This is a genomic window from Sphingobacterium multivorum, assembly GCF_900457465.1.
GTDB classification, from domain to species: Bacteria; Bacteroidota; Bacteroidia; order Sphingobacteriales; family Sphingobacteriaceae; genus Sphingobacterium; species Sphingobacterium multivorum.
This window is the reverse complement of record NZ_UAUU01000002.1, coordinates 316,440-338,229: the sequence shown is the minus strand read 5'-3', so window position 1 is coordinate 338,229 and position 21,790 is coordinate 316,440. Positions and strand designations below refer to the sequence as shown.

Here is a 21,790-nt window from a genome sequence, read left to right as displayed (position 1 = left end):
CACGGACTTGATAAATCGGCCAAAATTTCGTATTTTTGAATATTACATTTAAGAGGTTTTCAATGAGCGAAGAAAATAAAAATGCATCCACCTATTCGGCCGATAATATTCAGGTATTAGAGGGTTTAGAGGCGGTTCGTAAGCGTCCATCCATGTATATTGGTGACACCGGTGTAAAAGGATTGCACCATTTGGTATACGAGGTAGTTGACAATTCAATCGATGAAGCTGTAGCGGGATATTGTACAGATATCTTCGTTACTATCCATAAAGATAATTCGATTTCTGTCCGGGATAACGGTCGTGGTATCCCTACAGGCATCAACAAAAAAGAGAATAAATCAGCTCTAGAGCTTGTAATGACCGTATTGCACGCCGGAGGTAAATTTGATAAAGATACATACAAGGTTTCTGGTGGTCTGCACGGTGTCGGTGTTTCCTGTGTGAATGCGCTGTCTACTCTTTTGAAGGCCGAGGTTCATCGCGATGGAAAGATTTTCCAGCAAGAATACCAAATAGGTAAACCCTTATATGATGTGAAGGAAGTTGGTGTTTCGGATAAGACGGGTACTATTGTAACATTCCATCCAGATGCGACGATTTTCACGCAGACAACGGTTTATAATTACGATACATTGGCCAATCGTCTTCGTGAACTTGCCTTTTTAAATAAAGGTGTGAGTTTGACGTTGAATGATGAGCGTGAAGCAAATGAAGACGGTTCTGAAAAGAAAGAGACATTCTATTCAGAGGGCGGTCTGAAAGAGTTTGTGAAGTTTTTGGATGGTAACCGTCAGTCGTTGATTCCAGAACCAATTTATGTTGAAGGCGTAAAACAAGGTATCCCTGTTGAACTGGCTTTACAGTATAACGATACCTATTCGGAGAATGTCCATTCATATGTGAATAACATCAATACGATTGAAGGTGGCTCACATGTTGCAGGTTTCCGTCGTGGTTTGACTCGTACCTTGAAAGCGTATGCGGACAAGTCAGGTTTGCTTAAGAACTTAAAAGTAGAAATTACAGGTGATGACTTCCGTGAGGGATTGACAGCAGTAATTTCAGTGAAGGTTGCAGAACCTCAATTCGAAGGGCAAACCAAAACGAAATTAGGTAACTCTGAAGTCATGGGGGCTGTAGATGTTGCCGTAGGTGAGATCTTAGGCGTTTATCTGGAAGAAAATCCACGTGAGGCAAAATCTATCGTTCAAAAGGTTGTCATTGCGGCTCAAGCACGTGCTGCTGCACGTAAAGCCCGTGATTTGGTACAACGTAAAACCGTTATGGGAGGCTCCGGACTTCCTGGTAAATTGGCCGATTGCCAAGACAATGATCCTACAAAATGTGAGATCTATTTTGTCGAGGGGGATTCTGCGGGTGGTACTGCCAAGTCTGGTCGTGATAGAAAACATCAGGCGATCATGCCTTTACGTGGTAAGATCCTGAACGTCGAAAAAGCAATGGAACATAAGATCTACGAAAATGAGGAGATCAAAAACATGTTTACAGCTTTAGGCGTCAGTGTGGGTACAGCCGAAGATGCTAAGGCGCTGAATCTTGAAAAGTTACGTTATCACCGCATCATCATCATGACCGATGCCGATGTGGATGGGTCCCACATTACAACTTTGATCCTGACATTCTATTTCAGATACATGAAGGAATTGATCGAAAGAGGATATGTATATATCGCTACACCGCCGCTATACTTGGTGAAAAAAAGGGAAAGAGCATGAGTACGCTTGGAATGAAGACCAACGTATCAATGCGATTCAACGTTTGAAAGGATCAGGTAAAGAAGATAGTGTACACGTACAACGTTATAAAGGTCTTGGAGAGATGAATGCTGAGCAGTTATGGGATACAACCATGAATCCTGAAACGCGTACCTTAAGACAGGTGACAATTGAAAATGCAGCTGAATGTGACCGTATCTTCTCGATGTTGATGGGTGACGAAGTTGCCCCGCGTCGTGAATTTATCGAGAAAAATGCACGTTATGCGAAAATTGATATTTAATTGATCTGATCATAAAAGAATAGAAAAAGCTTGATGAAATTTTTTCATCAGGCTTTTTTTATTCTTTTATATTTCCTAATTTCATAGGAGTGAATCGTTTTTCTGCCGGGATAAAGGGTTCATCGCCTAGCATTTAGCCAATATTAATTAAAACCTATTATGAAATATTGTAGCAAAATTTTGCTCTTTATAGGTTGTTTTATTGGAATAACCTGTTTGGCGCAAACAAATGAAAAAATCGATCTCCAAGATTTATTTGAAAGCTTATCGGATGAGCTCGCAGCAGATGCTGATTTGAGTGAATTCACTGAAAAGTGGTATCATTATCTCAAACACCCGATCGATCTCAACAAAACGGATGGAAGAGAACTCACAGAATTACAGTTTTTGGACCCTTTATTGATCGAGCGTCTACTGGAGCATAGGACCATTTCAGGAAATTTTATTGACGTGCTTGAACTACAGTCTATTGAAGGATTTAATGAGCGTGTAATCAGTTTACTGTTACCTTTTGTGAGGGTAGGCCCCGGATCTCCTCTTGAAACCCTGAAATCGAGAAATTTTAAACAGGAATTTACGGTACGATATGCCCGGACACTCGAAAAAGCAAAAGGGTACCGTATTGTCGATACGACGAAATCCCATTATCTCGGCGATGCCAATCGCTATGCTTTTAGGTATAGAGCCCAATTGAACGCTGTGGTTCAATTAGCGGTCAATATGGAGAAAGATGCCGGGGAGCCCTTTTTTAGGGATAAACAAAAAATGGGATTTGATTTCTATAGCCTAAGTGTATCGATAAAGCATTTTGGCCGTTTCAGGAATATCGTAATCGGCGACTATGCTTTGCAATTCGGACAAGGGCTCAGTATGTGGAACGGTTTGAATTTTGGAAAAGGGGGATTGGTACAGCATACAGCAAGACAAGGGATTGGAGTAAAGTCATATACTTCCTTAAATGAGGCAAATTTTATGCGGGGCATTGCCGGGACACTACAGATCGGTCAATTTGAGGTTACACCCTATATCTCCTATCGATCCATTGATGGAAAAGTTAACCGTATCGCTTCTCCTGCTACGATTTCAACAATCGCGAGTACCGGACTGCATCGGACAGCAACCGAACAGCAATACCGTCATGCCGCATCGCAACTAGCCTATGGACTGAATCTATTGTGGCGCTATAAACGGATCAAAATGGGTATTCATTTCAATCAGACTCAATTGAATGCCTTTAAAACAAAAGGCAATGCTATACAGCAAGAGGCGGACTTTGAAGGTGATTTGCTCCGAAATATAAGTTTATATGTAAACTATACGATTCGAAACACGTATTTATTTGGTGAATATGCCAATAGTATCGATGGCGGTTCAGCATTATTGACAGGAGCTATCATAAGTTTACATCCACGTTTATCATCGGTTATATTGCTTCGGGACTACAAGAAGAATTTTCATACTTTTTATGGACAAGGATTTGGTGAATCGGATAACAGCTCCAACGAACAGGGTGTTTATTGCGGACTTACCTATCAACTGGGAAGAAAATTGCTCTGGTCGAATTATGCCGATGTATTTCGTTTTCCAGGAGCAAAGTATCAGGCTGATACGTTATCTACAGGCGCCGATTTCTTTAGCCAGCTGAGTTACATGTGGTACAAAAAAGGCCAACTTTCGTTGCGCTATCGCAACCGATTGAAACAAGTGAACTACCAGGGAGAGGGGCAAACCGAGCATGGGCTTGTGAATACCGGCAAACAGCAGTTCAGGATAGAATTTCAATACCGCCTAAGTTCAATATGGACTATTCGCTCCCGGGTAGAAGCCAATTTATTCCAAAAAGAGTATCAGGAAAATAGTTTCGGATATATGTATTATCAGGATATACTTTGGAAGTCTACCACTGGAAAATTGCAGTCGAATATGCGGATTGCGTATTTCGAAGCGGCAAGTTATGACAATCGGATCTATGCTTATGAGCGAGACGTATTATATGCCTCTGGGTTTGGAATGTACAATACAAGGGGATGGAGAATGTATTTCAACCTACAGTATCGATTAAGTCGCCATCTTCAGGTATGGACCAAATATGGGGTCTATTATTATCCGCGACGAGAGCATATCGGGACTGGATTAGACCAAATTGAGGGCAATAGAAAATCCGAGGTTAAGGTACAGTTGCGGTGGCAGTTATGAAAGAGCTAAGTTTTACACAAAGATTAGAGCGGCTGCCAATTCTTAAAATAGCTATTTTATATATTGCGACACTTCTTTTCGCTCCTAAAATACCGATTTCGCGCCCTATTTTTCAATATATACAGCAGGTATTGGTTGTGATGACTCTGTTAACGATAATTAGTTATTTTTTTAATGGTACAATTCGCAAATACGGGTATACCTGCGGGTATTATGTATCTATTGTATTATTTGGGATCTTCCAATTTTGGCGCGAGGACCCTTTGGTTGCAATCGGTCATTTCTCCCATATAATGACAGATCGTTATGTGGTCAAAATTATTGAAGAGCCCAAAGTGAAGCGGGGTATCATTCGGTTTTCGGCAGAGATAATAGGGGCTTACCAAAAAGGTGAATTTATAGAAACGACAGGTAGACTCATGTTATCCCTAAAATCCAGCCAGAAGAATACGCTGCAGTTTGGTGACCTATTGTGGTTAAAAGGTCAGCCCCGGGAAATAGCTCCGCCATTCAATCCAATGGAGTTTGATTATAGGGCGTATTTGAAAAGGCAGCATGTCTACCATGAACTTTTCGCAGTCTCTGGTCAGTACAAGCTGATCAGCCGGCAAGAAACAACGACTTTTTCGTTGATTGCGCTCGCTTTACAAATGAGAAGATATTTTTTGCTCAAGCTTCGACCCCATATTAAAGGGGATGAGAACTTTGCTATTGTGTCAGCTTTATTATATGGTTCGCGGAGCGATATCAGTGCCGAAAGCATACAGGCCTTCACCAATACGGGAACGATACATGTGTTAAGTGTATCGGGAATGCATGTTGCTGTTTTATTCGGGTTTTTATCCCTTATTTTCAAACGAATTGCCTGGCCTTCCTATCTCAGATGGCTGCCCCTAATTTTATTATGGAGTATGATCTGGATATATGCTTTTATTGCAGGGCTTGATCCGCCCATTACGCGGGCGGCTATTATGATTAGTTTTGTACTCTGTGCACAGCATTTTAAACGAGGCTTTTCAACGCTCAATTCGCTTATTATTGCCGCAGTGTTGATTCTGCTGGTCGTTCCAAGGGCGGTTGCTGATGTGGGTTTTCAGCTGTCCTTTTTAGCTGTTTTGGGTATGACGATATGCTCGCCGCTTGTCGAAGCATTCCTTCCGGTCAAAAGACCGATATTACGGCTTTTGAGAGATACATTGGCTGTTTCCGTTGCTGCGCAAATACTGACGACACCACTGAGCCTTTATTATTTTGGGCAATTCCCAACTTATTTTCTGGTAGCCAACTTATTAGTCGATTTTCCTTCAACCCTAGCGATGTATCTCGGTTTTATCATGACAATTAATCCAATGGAGGGGATTAACGATTTAATGGGTTTGCTCTTGGAGCATCTCATTGCTTTCATCTTATACGGTTTGAAATGTATTGACCGTTGGGCTTTTTCAACAATAAAAGTTGATCCTATGGGGCTTGAACTCCTATTTTTGACCTATTTTGCACTGTTTTCTTGTTTATATGCTTTTCAGTGGAAAGATAAAAAATACGTTTGGTTAGGGGGATGCTGTGCAATTGGAATGCTATTGATCACTGTGCAAAAACGCTTAGAAAATAAAGATGCAGAACGATTTCGGGTCTATAATACGAAACAAGAGTTGACGATCGGTTATTTCAAAGGTGGGCGCGGTATCATTTACAGCACATTTGATTCTTTGCAAGCCCGGGGCTTGCAATATGCATGTGGAAGAGAAATTCAATTATTGACGAAAGAAGAAGTTCAGTTTGTGGCTTTGCATGGCCAGGAGCGTAAAAACTATCTTGTTACGCTCCCCTTGGGTAAAATCGCTATTCTGTGCCATGCCGTAGAAACTATGCCACATGCTGACCTCGTTATCGTTAGGAAAAATTTATTAAATGGTTTACCCCGATTATTGAGGCAAATTAGACCAAAACTTGTTATACTGGATGGATCCAATTCACAGGAAAAATCCAAGCATATACAACGTACGTTAGATAGTTTGGGGATACAGAATTATCTCATGAAAGATAATTTTGCGTATGTTTGGGATAAGGAGAATTTATGACGCAAGATAGTATATCAATCTTAAGGCAATACTGGGGATTCGATTCATTTAGACCCCTGCAGGAAGAAATTATTCAATCGGTCATTTCAGGTAAAGATACTTTGGCTTTGTTGCCAACTGGCGGAGGGAAGTCGATCTGTTTTCAAGTACCTGCCTTGATGCGAGAAGGGATTTGTATTGTCGTTACACCGCTTATCGCATTGATGAAAGACCAGGTTGAACATTTGAAAAAAAATGGAATTCAGGCGGTCGCAATATATGCTGGAATGCGGAAGAGGGAGGTGGATATTACCTTGGATAATTGCGTCTATGGGCAAATAAAATTTCTCTATCTTTCTCCTGAAAGATTGTACAATGATGTAGTAAGGGAGCGCATACGATTTATGAATGTAAATCTATTTGCGATAGACGAAGCACATTGTATTTCTCAATGGGGATATGATTTTAGACCGCCCTATTTAGAACTTGCTAAATTACGGGAACTGCATCCCAAGGTGCCTTTTCTGGCCCTTACAGCGACCGCAACGGAGCGTGTCATCAGCGATATACAACAGAAACTGAGCTTTCCGAAAGAAAATGTATTTGTCAAAAGCTTTCTCCGGGACAATTTGGCGTATATGGCCATTGAAGAAGAGGATAAGATGGGACGTATGGTCCGGATTATACATAAGTTGGGTGGATCCGGTATTGTCTATGTCAGAAACCGGCGAGAAACGCAGGAGATAGCCCGTATTTTGGTCAATAACGGCATTTCGGCAGATTATTACCATGCCGGACTTTCGGGGCAGGAACGGGATCAGAAACAGCAAGGGTGGATGACAAATGTTGTTCGCGTTATTGTAGCTACCAATGCGTTTGGGATGGGAATTGATAAACCTGATGTGCGTTTTGTGATTCACCTCGATTTGCCCGATTCACTGGAGGCCTATTATCAAGAAGCCGGTAGGGCAGGAAGAGATGGCAAGAAGGCCTATCCCGTTATTCTTTATCAAAAGACAGATGAGCAGAAGCTTGTCGATAATTTGCAAGCTAGCTTCCCTGATATTCCATTTATTCAACAGACCTATCATTACCTGTGTAATCATTTTCAGATTCCCTATGGTGCTGGAGAAGGAGTGACTGTAGATTTTGATGTTGTTGCTTTTGCCAAAAAATATCAGCTGCCATTGGTTCCTGTTATGAATGCGCTGAAGTTTCTGGAGCGGGACACTTGGTTGGTTTTGTCCGAAGCTGTCACAATCCCCTCACGGTTTAAATTTGAAATTGATAGCGCCGAATTGTATAAAGTTCAGGTGCAGTATGTAAAATATGATAAGCTCATTAAGGCTATTTTACGCAGCTATGGTGGTGTATTTGAAAACTATATCCTCATTAATGAATACGAATTTGCACGTAAGTTGGGTCTGCCTTATGATCGTGTTGTCGAGCTATTGAAGTCGTTAGAGTCATTGGAAATAGCGAGTTATCTGCCTTCTACAGATGCGCCACAATTGACCTTTTTGCAGAACCGCGTCGATTACAAACACCTGCATATCGATCATATTTTTATTCGCGATCGCCATCAGGTGAAAGAAGAAGAAGTCAATGGCATGATCGGTTATATTGAACGTAGCAATTGCCGCAGTCAGTCGCTGTTGTTATATTTTGGAGAAAAAAATGCGGGGTTCTGTGAAGTATGCGATTTGTGTCTGATCCGTAATCATCAGAAAAAGCAGCGCGCAGATATAAAAGCAGAAATCAAAAGTAGTTTGCTCGCTGGCGCTAAAAACATTCACGATTTGGTGGCTAGTTTGACGATAGGTACAGAAAAGAAAAGAATAGAGATTATCCGCGATCTCCTGGATGCGGAAAAAATCCGCTTGGAGGATAATCTCTACTCTTGGAATACCTTGTTTTAAACTATTTTTCGATGGGTAGATTGAGCTCTTCGCGACCCCATTCTGACCAAGAGCCATCGTATACGCGGATTTGCTCGTGACCAACAAGATGAGAAGCAAATGCTAAGATTGAGGCCGTGATACCCGATCCACAGGAGAATACATATTCATTTCCGGTAGTATTAAAATGATCAAATTGCTGTTTCAATTCATCAAGGGGTTTATAAACGATTCCATCAAATAATTCTTCGAAAGGGAGGTTTTTGGAATGGGGGATATGCCCACCATGAAGGCCTTTTCGGGGTTCAGCGACTAAACCGCTAAATCGACCTTTACTTCTGGCGTCAAAAATATTCACTTGAGCATCCCGATAATGTGTTAAGATATATTCTTTGTCAGCATAATGGTTGGCTTGAAATTGGGCTTTAAAGTTACCGGGTTTTACAGCAGCTGCATACTGGTCTACGAGGGGTAATTTACTTTTTTTCCAAGCGGGGACGCCACCATTTAAAATAAATACCTGCTCAAAACCCATGACCTTAAACATCCACCATGCCCTTGGGCTTGAATAAACACCCCATCTGTCATATAACACGACGGTACTATCCTGATTGATTCCTAGGCGTTGCATTTCCCGTTCGAATACTTCTGCCGATACAAGGGTATGTGGTAATTTAGAAGTAGAATCCGAAAGTTTCCCTTCGATGTCAAAAAATTGAGAATGCGGTAGTACTTCGAACTTGGCGTCCTTGATGGATTGGCCAACTTTGTCGATGGTGCAATCAAGGAGGACAATGTCTGTATGCTGTCCCAATGATTCCAGAAGTTCGGTGGGGTTGATTAAGGCTGATTTGAATGACATAACAATAAAGTTTATTGCTACAAAATTACAAAAGCATCCCTATAAAAGCAAAGCGGCTGTTCTTTTGGAACAGCCGCTTTTTATGGATTGAAATCGCTAATTACTTAGCGTTTTTATCATTTTCCATTTGCTCTTTCAATTGAGCTAATACGTCTAAGTCGCCTAAAGTAGATTTCTCAACAGAATCTTTTACTTTTTTCACAGCTGAAGACTCAGCTTTAGCGTCTTTTTTACGGCTGTTAGACTCTTCTTTGCGAGCTTCTTCTTTCTCTTCTTCCCAGATACGAGAGTGAGAAATTACCAAACGTTTGTTCTCTTTGTTGAACTCGATGATTTTGAATGAAGTAACTTCATCAACTTTCAATGAAGAACCGTCTTCTTTAACAGAGTGTTTAGAAGGACAGAAACCTTCAACACCATATTGTAAAGCTACGATATCACCTTTGTCACCAACTTTGATCACAGTACCTTCGTGGATAGAACCTTCAGTAAAGATCGTTTCGAAAGTATCCCAAGGGTTTTCTTCCAATTGTTTGTGACCTAAAGATAATTTACGGTTTTCTTCATCCAATTCTAAAACAACTACGTCTAATGTTTCACCAACTTTAGTGAATTCGTTAGGGTGGTTGATTTTTTTAGACCAAGATAAATCAGAGATGTGGATCAAACCATCGATACCTTCTTCCAATTCAACAAATACACCGAAGTTAGTCATGTTTTTAACAACAGCTGTTTGTTTAGAACCTACAGGGTAACGCTCAGTGATATTTTTCCAAGGATCTGGAGTCAATTGTTTGATACCTAAGCTCATTTTACGCTCATCGCGATCTAACGTTAAGATTTGCGCTTCGATCTCATCACCAACTTTCAAGAACTCTTGTGGAGAACGTAAGTTTTGTGACCAAGACATTTCAGAAACGTGGATCAAACCTTCAACACCAGGGATGATTTCTAAGAAAGCACCGTAATCAGCAACTGTTACGATTTTACCTTTAACTTTAGAACCAACTTCTAATGCAGTATCTAAAGATTCCCAAGGATGCTCAGATAATTGTTTCAAGCCTAAAGCGATACGTTTTTTCTCGTCATCAAAGTCTAATACAACAACGTTGATTGTTTGATCTAACGATAAAACTTCTTTTGGATGCTCGATACGACCCCAAGAGATGTCTGTGATATGCAATAAACCGTCAACACCACCTAAATCGATGAACACACCGAAATCAGTGATATTTTTAACTGTTCCTTCTAATACTTGACCTTTTTCTAATTTAGCAACGATTTCAGATTTTTGGTTTTCTAAATCGTTTTCAATTAATACTTTGTGTGATACGACAACGTTTTTGAATTCGTGGTTGATTTTCACAACTTTGAATTCCATTGTTTTACCTACGTATACATCGTAGTCACGGATAGGTTTGATATCGATTTGAGATCCAGGTAAGAATGCTTCAACACCTTTGATATCAACGATAAGACCACCTTTAGTACGGCTCTTAACGAAACCAGTAATGATTGCATCATTTTCTAATGCCTCATTGATAGCTTCCCAAGATTTTTGAGTTTTAGCACGTTTGCGAGAAAGTACTAATTGACCGTTAGCATCTTCTTGAGATTCAACGAATACGTCAACTTTGTCACCAACTTGTAATTCTGGTAAGTCACGGAATTCTGATAAAGAAACTAAACCGTCAGATTTGAAACCAACATTTAAGACTACGTCTTTGTTGTTGATAGAAACTACAGTACCTTCAATAATTTCACCTTGGTTAACTTGGTTGAAAGTATCTGCGTATTGTGCTTCAAGTTTAGCGCGTTCAGCTTCGCTATAATTTCCGAAACCTTTATCATTTGCATCCCAGTCAAATTCACCTTCTGGTGTGATCCAAGTGTTTGATTTGATTTCGTCGATTAAGTTTGAATCAGCTTCTGATTCAATTTTTTCAGTGTCTTTCACTACTTTAGTGTCAGCACCTTGTAGCTCTGCGTTTTTCGCTGCTAATTCTTTTTCTGCTTCTTGTTTTTTTGCCATTAATTAATTTTCTCCTTTTTCCTACTTTGTAGGAGTTGCAAAGGTACAAAAAAACTTTAAATGCAAAATTTTATTTTTCTTATTTTATTGAAAGACTTTCAGTTATACAGGCCTTTTGCTTTAGACATGTAAAGCTGCCTGTTCGAACGCTCGTTTAGCGTCTTCTACCGTTCATTTGTTGCCAACCTGACGGGGTAAATGAAGCTTTAAATAATTTTATACACCTATTCGTCTCTCTTAAAAGAGTTGAAAATGCGTGGTTTGGCAATAACAATGGTTTGTTTAGACAGCGCTATTGCTGCATTAAGCTCATAGCCCAATAATAAAATAAGCGTATTCAGGTAAATCCAGAGCATAATGACGATCAGTGTCCCGATGGATCCATAGAGTTTGTTATATGCACCAAAATGATTTATATAAAAGGTAAATATGGAAAACGTCAATATCGCTAAAATGGTAGCCATAGAAGCTCCGGGACTGAAGAGTTTCCATTTATTGGAGTTGGAAGGACCAAATTTGTAAATACAGCTTACCGTGAAAAAGTAAATAGCAAATATTATCAACCATCGGGCTACTTTAAGTAGAATGGCCCAGAAGCTCGACTTTATACCTGTTGTTTCCTTGAGGTAGTCTATGGTAATGCCAGCTAGGGTAAATATTGTCATCCCAACTGTTAACGCAAAAATAATTAGGAAAGCCAAGGCTAAGGCTAGCAAACGTTTTCTGACCCATGGCCTTCTTTCCGTCATGAGGGAAGCCTTATTGAAGGCATTCATCAGAGAGGCCATACCATTGGTTGCAAAATAGGCCGCAAATAAAAAACCGAAAGAAAGTAATCCACCATTTTGGTTTTTAATAATATCCTCCAAAGTCGTTTCAACAACCAAAAAAGCATTTTTGGGAATAACCACGGCCAGAAAGTCCAGCAACTGTTCCTGAAAATTATTGATCGGAATATAAGGGATCAATGTAAATAAAAAAATGATACCCGGAAAAATGGCCAATAAAAAGCTATAGGAAAGGGAAGAAGCCTTGCTGACAATGGAATCTCTCGATAGCTCCTGAAAGAAAAATACGGCCACAGTATAGAGTGGTAGCGAGCCAAAGCCAGGTAATACGACACGTTTACTCCATTCGATTAATCTAAAATAAGGTTCAATATTTAATAGCCATTGGTGGATTTTCCCCATATCAATTAAAATAGTTACTCATCTTATCCAAGAAAACCTGTGGCGGCATACAAGGTCTATTTTTTTCCATGTTGACAAAGACCAAAGTTGTCTCACCCTGGTTGAGTAGTTCTCCGCTTTCATTGAACAGTTCATATTCAAAAATAATACGGACGGCAGGTTTCTGGCGGATTGTTACCCGTATTGTGATCAAATCATCGTATTTGCCCGGTTTCAGGTATTTTGTTTTCATCTCCGTAACGGGGAGCATGACCCCCATTTCTTCCAGCTCCTTATACGATATCCCCGTGCTCCGCAGCATTTCAGTCCGCGCTATTTCGTAAAATGCAGCATAATTTCCATAATAAACATAACCCATTTGGTCTGTTTCTGCATAGCGGACACGAATCTGATGGTCAAATACAAACATTATTTTTTAATATTTCTGGCGTCCAATGCCTGTTGAAATTTACGTGCATTGATCAAATGCTCAGCCTCTGTTTTTGCAAAATTATGATAGCCCGAAAAATCATCTTTAGCACACATGTAAATATAATCATGTTGCTTAAAGTTTAAGACCGCATCAATTGCAGCAATACTTGGAATTGAAATAGGACCTGGAGGCAAGCCCCTATAGATGTAAGTATTGTAAGGATTGTCTGTTCTAAGGTGCTTATTCAATACCCTTCTAATGGTAAAGTCGTTGTTGGCAAAGATCACGGTAGGATCAGCTTGCAATAACATGCCTTTTTTGAGGCGGTTTAAATATAATCCGGCGATCATGGGCATTTCATCCTGGTGTAAGGCTTCACCTTTGACAATAGAAGCCAATGTACTGACTTGTTGCGGTGTCAGGTTAAGCGCTTTTGCTTTTGCCGTGCGATCTGCATTCCAAAACTTTTTCCATTCATCATCAAAACGAGCAATTACTTTTTCGGGATTGGTGTTCCAATAAATTTCGTAGGTATTGGGGATAAATATAGCAATCAGATTTTCTTTTGTAAATCCATATTTCTGTGCTGTAGCCTCATCATTTAGTACCGCGATAAATTCTGCAGAATCTGCCTCAAAACTTTTACCAAGGAGTGCGGCCATATTCTCTTTCAGTCGCACATTGGAAAATCTGAATTTTACAGGTTCTTGGTAGCCACCAATCAAATTGCCAACTAAGCGTCTATTGTTCATACCAGGGTTTAACAGATAACGTCCGGGTTTTACACTTTGCTCATATTTTTTATATTGTGCGGCACGCTCAAAGGAAGCGATGTCATCCACAAGATTTGAATCCTTGATTGATTTCAATACATCTTCATATTTTTCGCCCTCGTGTATGTACAGGTATTTTTTCTCTCCCGATACATTGGAAGCATAAAATGCTTTATAAAATGTCCAAGCAAAATAACCTCCGACAACGATAACGATCAGGGCAATGATTTTTAACCAACTTGGTATTCCTTTTTTATTTTCCATGCTAAAATTTTTTATTCATTTGTTGTTCGCTATTAAGGGCATTCATACAGCCTTTAGCGGTCAATGGTTGATGAAATCGCCCAGATATGGATCGGTTTCATCTTTATATTTTATACAATTCCTGAATCTGCAACAAACGCTAATCCATCATAATGGAGATTATGCCATGCAGCTTCATTTTTAAGTCAATACACTTAAAAGCCAAGACTATTCCCTTTACTTTCTTTTTCTTTTTTCTGCCCTGCAGTTGGATTTGTTGTTGTCGATTTAGCTGCTGGCGTATTTGTTGTGGTACTTTTCGCTGGAGCAACGGGCTTAGACTGAACCGGAGCTTTTGCTGCTGGCGGAGTAACCTGTGTTTGGTTTGCCTGTGGTTTAGGAGTTGGCGTACCTCCAGCTGGAGCACCTGTAGTTGTTGTTGGTGCCGTCAATGAGAGCGTTATGTCTATTTTAGCCCCTAAGCTGGTTAAGCCTTTTTCTATTCCTGGTGATTGTACACTGATTACTGCGGTGGCTGTATCCGTTACATTGGGATCATAAGTCACTGTGCCTAGGCCTAGACCAGCTCCAGATAGGGCAAACTTCGCTTCGTTTAATGGAAGACCAATTAAGTTGGGTATTTCCACTTCATTAGCACCGAGTCCATTTCCCAAAACTAGATCTATACGTGAACCCTTAGGAATCATGCGCCCGTTACGGATTGATTGTCCAGCAAATTGAGCATCCAATACGATGTCCCTAGCGATATCGGCGACATAAGAAGTGTCTCCGATTCTAAGGTTATGGTTTTTCAAAATAGCCGTTGCTTCGATCAATGTTTTATCCTTTATATTCGGAAAGGCAACTTCAGGTGCAACTTGTGTGATAATGGTCAAATAAATAGTCCGCCCCGATTTTACATGAAATCCTTGTTCGGGATCCTGCTCGATGACCATTCCTGGTTTGGCGTCCATCTGGTAGACGGAGTCAATTTGATATTCCAGCCCCGCGTCTTCCAGCGCCTGGATGGCAGCACTGATATGAAGGCCTTTCACTTTTGGAACGGCTATAGATTCATCATGTTTGGTATATATTTTCAGTCCAACATAAACGAAAAGGAATAAACATACTATCGCGATAAGAGCGGCAATAAGATTTTTCCTAAAAGTGGGGGTCTGAAGATATTGTACGACTTTGGACATTTCTCTGTTTTGATAAAAATTAATTCTGCATAGAACCGCAATATTAAAGCCAAGTTTGCAGAATGATTAAATAAAATTATTCCTCACAAAATTATTCGTTTTTCCGTGTATAGCAAATTATATTTGCTATTCGAATCGCTAAAATTTATGAAAGCAAAAATAGCATTAATAACTGGAGGTTATACAGGAGAAGCTGAAGTTTCTTTTAAAAGTTCTGCCTTTGTCAATTCTCAACTTGATCACGACAAATACGATATATATTTGATTACAGTGACCAAAGAAGCATGGTACTATGAAGATTTGGACGGTAAGCGGCATCCGATTTCAAAAGCAGATTTTACACTTCCATTGAACGGAGATATCTTAAGCTTTGACTTAGCATTTATTATGGTGCATGGTGTGCCTGGAGAAGATGGAAGACTTCAGAGCTATTTTGATTTATTAGATATTCCATATACCTCATGTGATGCCTTGACTTCGGCATTGACTATGAATAAAGGGTATACAAAAGCGATTTTATCGGATATCCCGGAATTGCATTTGGCAAAATCGGTCTTATTGTTTGAATCGCAACGCCCGGAAGCGGTTAAAATCGTCGAAAGCAATCTTTCGCTGCCGTATTTTGTGAAACCTAATGCCGGTGGAAGTAGTATCGGAATGACCAAAGTAAAGGAATCGGCACAACTGCAGGAAGCGATTGATAAAGCTTTTGATGCAGAGAATACCGGGAAACAGGTTATTGTTGAAGAATTTGTGACTGGACGCGAATTTTCCGAGGGAATTTTTAGGAATTCAAAAGGCGAACTCGTTGTTTTGCCGGCTACCGAAGTTCGTACTACACGTGAATTTTTTGATTATGAAGCCAAGTATGTACCTGGATTGACCGAAGAGATTACACCAGCAGACCTGACTACGGAAGAGCAGGAGCGCGCTGCACGTATTTTAAGGGAAATTTATGTGAGATTGAACTGTAAGGGTATGGTTCGGGTGGACTTCTTTTTAGAAAACGATACCGATAAATTTTATTTTATCGAAATTAATACCATTCCCGGGCAGACTCCACAAAGCTTTATTCCGCAGCAGGTACGGGCTTTTGGAATGAAGGAGGGGGATTTTTACGGGGAGTTGATCGAAACGGCTCTACAATCGAAGTAGTTTTGTTCTATCTCAGTAAGACTTGAGGCAGGGACTATATGGCTGGAGCGCGGATAAGCATACATTCCGATGATGACATACTGCATTTCCCAGCCACAGCCCGCTGATCATTCGCATAAGCAGCCTTCTAGCCAAGGGGGATAAAAATACGCCACGATGACGATGCGCAAAAAAGGCTTTCAATTTTCTGAGAGCCTTTTTTGTGTTTTATTTTCTGAAATCAAATTTCGATAGATCGGGTTTAAACTTTTTAACCCTTTTCAGCTCCTCCTGATAAATTACCTGACCGATATTTTTTAAAAAAGGATAGGTTACTGTTTCATATTCGTAGCGTCCATCGTTGTAGATGCCATTTTCATTGGACTGCACAACAACGGCGAGCATAAATTCCACGCCATGTTCAAAGTCGACGATATAGGCATTATCAATATTATAGCCATAGGAATCTCCATACTTGTTGAAGATCCGGATGTTGGGATTTAAGATCGCATTTTTTTCACGGCCATAAAAAAGGAGCTTGCTATACGTTGGCCAGAATTCTGCTGGATCATATTTTGGAAAATCCGATTCAAAGGGATAGCGCGACATATAATCATAGAGGAGCGCGTAGTCATCTTTTTTCAGATTGAATCTTTCTTGAGGCTGAAATGCTTCGGGAAATAACAGCTTCTTCAATATCAGCTGTTGATCTTGCAAAGCGTATACATTTAATCCTTCAAAACTCCAGGGTTCATGAACAAGTTCATCTTTATCGTTCATGTAACCTTTCCCCTGAAGCGTATTGGACAGCTCGATGGTATAATCCTTGGGATCGAACTGTGCTTCTTGTTTATAAATAATATCCTTCCCCTTATAAAAGGTGACGGGGTTAGTATGTTTGGCCCATATGCCTTTGTCGCCAATAGCAAGACGGTTGACAATGCGGCTGTAATTAGTGCCGTATTTTTTTAGTTTCGCATTCAGTTCTGCACGGCCAATAAATTCGAAAAGCCTGTTTTGGGCATCGTTGTCGCTGGTTAATAAGATCTTTTTAACATATTGAGCAACAGATGGAAGGCCATTGGCGGCGGATTCGTCCACAAGAACCTTAGTCTGCTTTTCAAAAGCAGAATCGATGCGTAGTGGGGTATCTTTGCTGAGACCGGCAATATGCAGGTCATTGATTTTTTCCAAAGCCAGAATTGCTGTCGGCAACTTCACTGTACTTGCGGGATAAAAATACCAGTTCGAATTCAGTCGATAGCTATAGGACCTGAAATGTAGCTTATTGGATTTGTCACGATCAATCTGTGTATACAGAATTTGTATTTCATTTTTCGTCGGATGACTTAATATGTTTTGAAATAGATCGGGATGACTTTGGAGTAATTTTTCCAGGTAAACAGTATCTATCTTCTGAGCGTATAGATCTGACATGAATAGAGTAAGAATTAGGGTGAGGTATTTTTGCATGTGCTTTAGATCAAAGTGTCGCGCCTGTTTAGTCTTGTCGATTAAGCTCTTCTATAGCTTTTAATGGTGATAGGATCATGAAGCAAAAAGCTCCATGATCCTATCGCGTTTTGCTATTCGTAAACATGGAATTATTTTCGCGTATAAACTTCAAAGGTATAAGCAAATGCATGTTTGTCATCGGCCTGATGCGAATCTGAGGCAACTAATTCCCATTCTTCTGACGGTAATTCAGGAAAGAAAGCGTCACCTTTGATAGTTGTATGTACGCGCGTCAGAAGCACTTTATTTGCCAAGGGTAGCGCTTGCTGATAAATGTTTGCGCCACCAATGATGAATACCTCACGTTCATCCCGGCAATACAAGAGTGCCTCTTGGATGCTGTTGGCAACATCAATATCTTCTCCCTGGAAATTCGCGTTACGTGTAATGACAATATTCCTTCTGTCTGGTAATGCTTTGCCTATGGCCTCAAAAGTCTTTCTGCCCATTAGGACAGAGTGCTCAACGGTATTTCTCTTAAAATATTTAAAGTCGTTGGGTAAATGCCAAGGCATCTGATTGTCGATTCCGATGGCATTGTTTTCCGACGCAGCTACGATTAATGTGATCGTTGGGTTGCTCATTTTTGATATAAGGTGATTATTCGTTCGCTAAAATATATTACAAAATCAGGTACCTTTCTTGTTAAACGGCCACCGGAGCTTTGATATGTGGATGGGATTCGTAGTTTAACAATTCAAAATCTTCAAACTTAAAATCAAAGATATCTTTTACTTCAGGGTTTATTTTCATCTGGGGTAGCGCTTTTGGCTCGCGGCTCAATTGGAGCTCCGTTTGCTCGAAGTGATTACTGTAGATATGTGCATCGCCAAGGGTGTGGATAAACTCTGCGGCTTCCATGTCACAAACCTGTGCGACCATCATCGTCAATAAAGCATAAGAGGCAATGTTGAAAGGAACGCCCAAGAATATATCGGCACTACGTTGATAGAGTTGACAGGACAATTGCGGCTTTAAGATACCTTTTTCAGGTTGTGCCGGAGCGACATAAAACTGAAAAAAGGCATGACAAGGAGGTAATGCCATATGCTCTATTTCGGCAACATTCCATGCCGATACAATAATACGGCGTGAATCCGGTGAATTTTTTAGCTGGTTGATAACCTGTGTGATCTGATCGATATGACGGCCATCGGGTGTTGGCCAGGAGCGCCATTGTGATCCGTATACAGGGCCTAAATTTCCTTGTTCGTCAGCCCACTCGTCCCAAATGCTTACGCCATTTTCTTTGAGATACTGAATATTGGTTTCACCTTTAAGAAACCAGATCAATTCATGGATAATGGATCGCAGGTGTAATTTCTTCGTCGTTACCAAAGGGAAACCTTCCTGAAGGTTGAAACGCATCTGATATCCAAAGACACTTTTGGTACCTGTGCCCGTACGATCTGTCTTTACAACACCATTCGTATATACATGTCTGAGTAAATCTAAATATTGTTTCATCTGTAAAAAGTAATTATTAAATACCAAATATCAATGCTATAATCGAACTGGACAGAACGACTAGCACTATTTTATGTGTCTGATTCTCAATCGGGGAATATTTGAATACATCATGTCCGGCTCTAATTTAGTTTGTCCGTAATAAGCCGCCGGTGCATTCAACCTTTCAAGATAGTCAAAACTAAGGAAAATCCTTATAACGAGAAAGTCAAAACTTAAAATGATAAGAGGGGTTACTGAAAAAAAATGTAATTTTGCAAAATATTATGGAGAATAAAAAAGTAGCTTTTTATACACTTGGATGTAAACTGAATTATTCGGAGACATCATCCATTGGTCGTTTATTTAAAGATGCGGGCTATGATACCACAGCGTTCAATAGCCGTGCAGACGTTTATGTAATCAATACATGTTCGGTAACGGATAATGCTGACAAGAAGTGTAGAAAAGTAGTGAAGGAAGCTTTAAAGCACTCTCCCAACGCCTATATTACGATTGTTGGCTGTTATGCGCAGCTAAAACCAAAAGAGATTGCAGAGATTCCCGGAGTGGACATGGTCTTAGGTGCAGCTGAAAAGTTTAATATTATTGAGCATATCAATGATTTGACGAAACAGGAAAAAACGATCGTTTATAATGGTCCAATCGATGAGACCAATCAATTTGTCTCGGCTTATTCGATTGGCGATCGTACGCGTACGTTCCTAAAAGTACAGGACGGCTGCGATTATTCATGTACATTTTGTACGATTCCTTTGGCACGTGGCGGAAGTCGCTCGGGCAAGATCGAAGATATTGTGCGTCAAGCAGAAGAAATTGCAGCTTCAGGCGTCAAAGAAATCGTTTTAACAGGTGTAAACATTGGCGATTTTGGCATTCGGGATGGTAAGCGCGAAGACCGGTTCTTGGATTTGGTACAAGCACTGGATGAAGTCGAAGGGATTGATAGAATCCGTATTTCCTCGATAGAACCCAATCTTCTTTCCAATGATATTATTGAGTTTGTGGCCCAATCAAAACGTTTTGTTCCACATTTCCATATGCCATTGCAGTCTGGAAGCAATAAAATTCTGGGTTTAATGCGCAGAAGGTACAAAAGAGAGCTTTACACAGAGCGCGTCGCTTTTATCAAGTCATTGATGCCTAATTGCTGTATCGGTGTTGACGTTATTGTCGGATTTCCGGGAGAAACACGTGAAGACTTTATCGATACATACAATTTCTTGAATGATTTGGATATTTCTTACCTGCATGTCTTTACCTATTCAGAAAGGGAGAATACGATTGCTGCTCAAATGGACGGTGCTGTACCGGGAGCTCAACGCAGCGACCGTAGCAAAATGTTGCACATCCTTTCGGAGAAGAAGCGCCGTGCGTTTTATGAGTCACAGCTTGGTGAGACTGGTGATGTTTTGTTTGAAGCAGACGAAAAAGATGGTTATATGCATGGTTTTTCTAAAAACTATGTCAAAGTACGGACCTTATACGATCCATTATTGGTGAATGAGGTTGTGCCGGTTAAATTTATAGAAGTAACGGATTCCTGTGAAGTGGAAGTAGAAGAAATTCCGGAGACACTGACACATTAACCTTTTTAAGATTTATAACATACTAAGGTTTAACATATAAAAAAGGCAATCTTATTAGAGAAGATTGCCTTTTTTCGTTAACGGGAATTCCATAATTTCCCTATTGATTGCAGCACACAGTTGTGTTCCTGATCAAATTGACTGCAGTACTCTGACCAGAAGTGGATCGGTCGCCTAATGCGTACTGCTCTTTGCTGCATTTAACCAGATGACGGTACCCAAGATCAAAAGTACCCCGAGCCATTGTATCGTGGATACACTTTCATGAAGTATAAAAAACGACATACAGGTGGCTACGGGTAGCTCCGCCGAACTTAATATTCCGCCTAAGGAGAAGCCCGTTTTCGGTAGGCCATAGGCAAATAATAAAGGCGGGATGACCGTGCCAAATAGCGAGAGGATCAAGCCGAAATAGAGGAAGTTACCATCAAATTGACCATTCCATAAATAAGCAGGTGGAAACAAGGTGAAGACCAGTATACAGGCCCCCGTTACCATAATAGCGCTTTTTTGAATGGGGTGATAGTCATTGCCGACACGACCGTTGACGATCATGAAGACCGAATAGGCGGTCGCTGCTAAAAGACCAAATAAGACACCTGTTAGGTTGAGGTGTTGCAAGCCTTTTTCAAGAAGTCCAGTCGCTAATAATGTTGCAATGAGTACAATGCCGATACCAATCAGGTTGTTTTTTGAAGGTTTTGCCTTGAAAAAGATAAATTCGATTACCACACCGATCCAGATATACTGCATGAGCAGTACGATGGCCAACGAAGCCGGGACGAGCTGTACACATTTGTAATAGAGAATGCTCACCAAACCGGTCGAAGTACCACTGATTAATATCTTGATCCATGAAGATTTCTTGCTTGAAGAGTGAAATGACTTTGCCGAAAAGAGTTTGATGATGATATAGATAAGCCAAAGGATAAGCATGCCAAACAATACCTGAATTCCCGTTACCTCTCCTAAATTCAACCCTTTACCATAGGCTTTTTTAACAAACGTTGATAGTATCCCAAAACTACTCGCACCTAAAAAGACAGCTAATGCACCTTTTAATTTTTCCATTCTCAAATAAATTAGGCGTCAAAGTTACGATTTCTGAACAATTCTTTTTCTTATCTGACGTTCTTATCAAGAAAAGCAATCTCCGGGGGCAAGCAAATTTATTGGATATCAACAGCAATTTAAT

15 protein-coding genes and 1 pseudogene are annotated in these 21,790 nt (G+C 40.3%); 6 read left to right on the top strand and 10 right to left on the bottom strand.

What is annotated here, in order from left to right; all coding sequences use genetic code 11:
* The first annotated feature begins 62 nt into the window (after nt 1–62).
* From gyrB to DTA23_RS01615, 4 genes and pseudogenes are all read left to right on the top strand, one after another.
* A pseudogene (gene gyrB, locus DTA23_RS01630) lies at nt 63–2,022 on the top strand (DNA topoisomerase (ATP-hydrolyzing) subunit B).
* A 216-nt stretch (nt 2,023–2,238) separates the two neighbouring features.
* Nucleotides 2,239–4,218, top strand: a complete 1,980-nt coding sequence (locus DTA23_RS01625) for a ComEA family DNA-binding protein (protein ID WP_172462290.1) — start codon at nt 2,239–2,241, stop codon at nt 4,216–4,218.
* Nucleotides 4,215–6,299 carry a ComEC/Rec2 family competence protein gene (locus tag DTA23_RS01620; protein ID WP_112373647.1) on the top strand — a complete coding sequence of 695 codons (2,085 nt, stop codon included), beginning with the start codon at nt 4,215–4,217 and terminating at the stop codon, nt 6,297–6,299. Before DTA23_RS01625 ends, DTA23_RS01620 begins: the two co-directional genes overlap by 4 nt.
* On the top strand, nt 6,296–8,197 hold the full coding sequence (locus tag DTA23_RS01615; protein ID WP_112373646.1) for a RecQ family ATP-dependent DNA helicase: 1,902 nt from the start codon (nt 6,296–6,298) through the stop codon (nt 8,195–8,197). The genes DTA23_RS01620 and DTA23_RS01615 overlap by 4 nt, the downstream gene beginning before the upstream one ends.
* 1 nt (nt 8,198) lies before the next feature.
* On the opposite strand, the gene DTA23_RS01610 is transcribed toward DTA23_RS01615, so the two are convergent.
* The 6 genes from DTA23_RS01610 to DTA23_RS01580 form a co-directional block, all read right to left on the bottom strand.
* The gene (locus DTA23_RS01610; protein ID WP_112373645.1) at nt 8,199–9,038 is read right to left on the bottom strand and encodes a sulfurtransferase; all 840 of its coding nucleotides are present in this window, start codon (nt 9,036–9,038) and stop codon (nt 8,199–8,201) included.
* Nucleotides 9,039–9,138: 100 nt separating this feature from the next.
* Nucleotides 9,139–11,070 (bottom strand): 30S ribosomal protein S1, encoded by a 1,932-nt coding sequence (rpsA, locus tag DTA23_RS01605; protein ID WP_070564994.1) that lies wholly within the window; start codon nt 11,068–11,070, stop codon nt 9,139–9,141.
* Between the two features lie 224 nt (nt 11,071–11,294).
* Entirely contained in the window at nt 11,295–12,260 is a 966-nt protein-coding gene (locus DTA23_RS01600; protein WP_070564997.1) for a YihY/virulence factor BrkB family protein, read from the bottom strand.
* Nucleotide 12,261: 1 nt separating this feature from the next.
* Nucleotides 12,262–12,669, bottom strand: a complete 408-nt coding sequence (locus DTA23_RS01595) for an acyl-CoA thioesterase (protein ID WP_070564999.1) — start codon at nt 12,667–12,669, stop codon at nt 12,262–12,264.
* Nucleotides 12,669–13,709, bottom strand: coding sequence for an endolytic transglycosylase MltG (gene mltG, locus DTA23_RS01590; protein WP_112373644.1), 1,041 nt, complete (start codon nt 13,707–13,709; stop codon nt 12,669–12,671). The genes DTA23_RS01595 and mltG overlap by 1 nt, the downstream gene beginning before the upstream one ends.
* Before the next feature lie 194 nt (nt 13,710–13,903).
* Nucleotides 13,904–14,890 (bottom strand): PASTA domain-containing protein, encoded by a 987-nt coding sequence (locus DTA23_RS01580; RefSeq protein WP_112373643.1) that lies wholly within the window; start codon nt 14,888–14,890, stop codon nt 13,904–13,906.
* 147 nt (nt 14,891–15,037) lie between these two features.
* On the opposite strand from DTA23_RS01580, the gene DTA23_RS01575 reads away from it, so the two are divergent.
* The gene (locus tag DTA23_RS01575) at nt 15,038–16,045 is read left to right on the top strand and encodes a D-alanine--D-alanine ligase family protein (RefSeq protein WP_112373642.1); all 1,008 of its coding nucleotides are present in this window, start codon (nt 15,038–15,040) and stop codon (nt 16,043–16,045) included.
* A gap of 207 nt (nt 16,046–16,252) precedes the next feature.
* On the opposite strand, the gene DTA23_RS01570 is transcribed toward DTA23_RS01575, so the two are convergent.
* The 3 genes from DTA23_RS01570 to DTA23_RS01560 form a co-directional block, all read right to left on the bottom strand.
* Nucleotides 16,253–17,461 carry a serine hydrolase gene (locus tag DTA23_RS01570; protein ID WP_312352037.1) on the bottom strand — a complete coding sequence of 403 codons (1,209 nt, stop codon included), beginning with the start codon at nt 17,459–17,461 and terminating at the stop codon, nt 16,253–16,255.
* A 167-nt stretch (nt 17,462–17,628) separates the two neighbouring features.
* Nucleotides 17,629–18,123, bottom strand: coding sequence for a dihydrofolate reductase (locus DTA23_RS01565; protein WP_112373640.1), 495 nt, complete (start codon nt 18,121–18,123; stop codon nt 17,629–17,631).
* 61 nt (nt 18,124–18,184) lie between these two features.
* Nucleotides 18,185–19,006 carry a thymidylate synthase gene (locus tag DTA23_RS01560; RefSeq protein ID WP_070565019.1) on the bottom strand — a complete coding sequence of 274 codons (822 nt, stop codon included), beginning with the start codon at nt 19,004–19,006 and terminating at the stop codon, nt 18,185–18,187.
* Nucleotides 19,007–19,272: 266 nt separating this feature from the next.
* Here DTA23_RS01560 and mtaB point away from each other — a divergent pair, with 266 nt between their 5' ends.
* Nucleotides 19,273–20,595, top strand: a complete 1,323-nt coding sequence (gene mtaB, locus DTA23_RS01555; RefSeq protein ID WP_112373639.1) for a tRNA (N(6)-L-threonylcarbamoyladenosine(37)-C(2))-methylthiotransferase MtaB — start codon at nt 19,273–19,275, stop codon at nt 20,593–20,595.
* Nucleotides 20,596–20,769: 174 nt separating this feature from the next.
* Here the strand turns inward: mtaB and DTA23_RS01550 are convergent, their stop codons facing one another.
* Nucleotides 20,770–21,666, bottom strand: a complete 897-nt coding sequence (locus DTA23_RS01550; protein WP_112373638.1) for an EamA family transporter — start codon at nt 21,664–21,666, stop codon at nt 20,770–20,772.
* Between the last annotated feature and the right edge of the window lie 124 nt (nt 21,667–21,790).

Bases quoted from the DNA above. Each gene is read 5' to 3' on its own strand.
- DTA23_RS01620 (WP_112373647.1), top strand. From the start codon at position 4,215: ATGAAAGAGCTAAGTTTTACACAAAGATTAGAGCGGCTGCCAATTCTT.
- DTA23_RS01615 (WP_112373646.1), top strand. From the start codon at position 6,296: ATGACGCAAGATAGTATATCAATCTTAAGGCAATACTGGGGATTCGAT.
- DTA23_RS01610 (WP_112373645.1), bottom strand. From the start codon at position 9,038: ATGTCATTCAAATCAGCCTTAATCAACCCCACCGAACTTCTGGAATCA.
- rpsA (WP_070564994.1), bottom strand. From the start codon at position 11,070: ATGGCAAAAAAACAAGAAGCAGAAAAAGAATTAGCAGCGAAAAACGCA.
- DTA23_RS01600 (WP_070564997.1), bottom strand. From the start codon at position 12,260: ATGGGGAAAATCCACCAATGGCTATTAAATATTGAACCTTATTTTAGA.
- DTA23_RS01595 (WP_070564999.1), bottom strand. From the start codon at position 12,669: ATGTTTGTATTTGACCATCAGATTCGTGTCCGCTATGCAGAAACAGAC.
- mltG (WP_112373644.1), bottom strand. From the start codon at position 13,709: ATGGAAAATAAAAAAGGAATACCAAGTTGGTTAAAAATCATTGCCCTG.
- DTA23_RS01580 (WP_112373643.1), bottom strand. From the start codon at position 14,890: ATGTCCAAAGTCGTACAATATCTTCAGACCCCCACTTTTAGGAAAAAT.
- DTA23_RS01575 (WP_112373642.1), top strand. From the start codon at position 15,038: ATGAAAGCAAAAATAGCATTAATAACTGGAGGTTATACAGGAGAAGCT.
- DTA23_RS01570 (WP_312352037.1), bottom strand. From the start codon at position 17,461: ATGTCAGATCTATACGCTCAGAAGATAGATACTGTTTACCTGGAAAAA.
- DTA23_RS01565 (WP_112373640.1), bottom strand. From the start codon at position 18,123: ATGAGCAACCCAACGATCACATTAATCGTAGCTGCGTCGGAAAACAAT.
- DTA23_RS01560 (WP_070565019.1), bottom strand. From the start codon at position 19,006: ATGAAACAATATTTAGATTTACTCAGACATGTATATACGAATGGTGTT.
- mtaB (WP_112373639.1), top strand. From the start codon at position 19,273: ATGGAGAATAAAAAAGTAGCTTTTTATACACTTGGATGTAAACTGAAT.
- DTA23_RS01550 (WP_112373638.1), bottom strand. From the start codon at position 21,666: ATGGAAAAATTAAAAGGTGCATTAGCTGTCTTTTTAGGTGCGAGTAGT.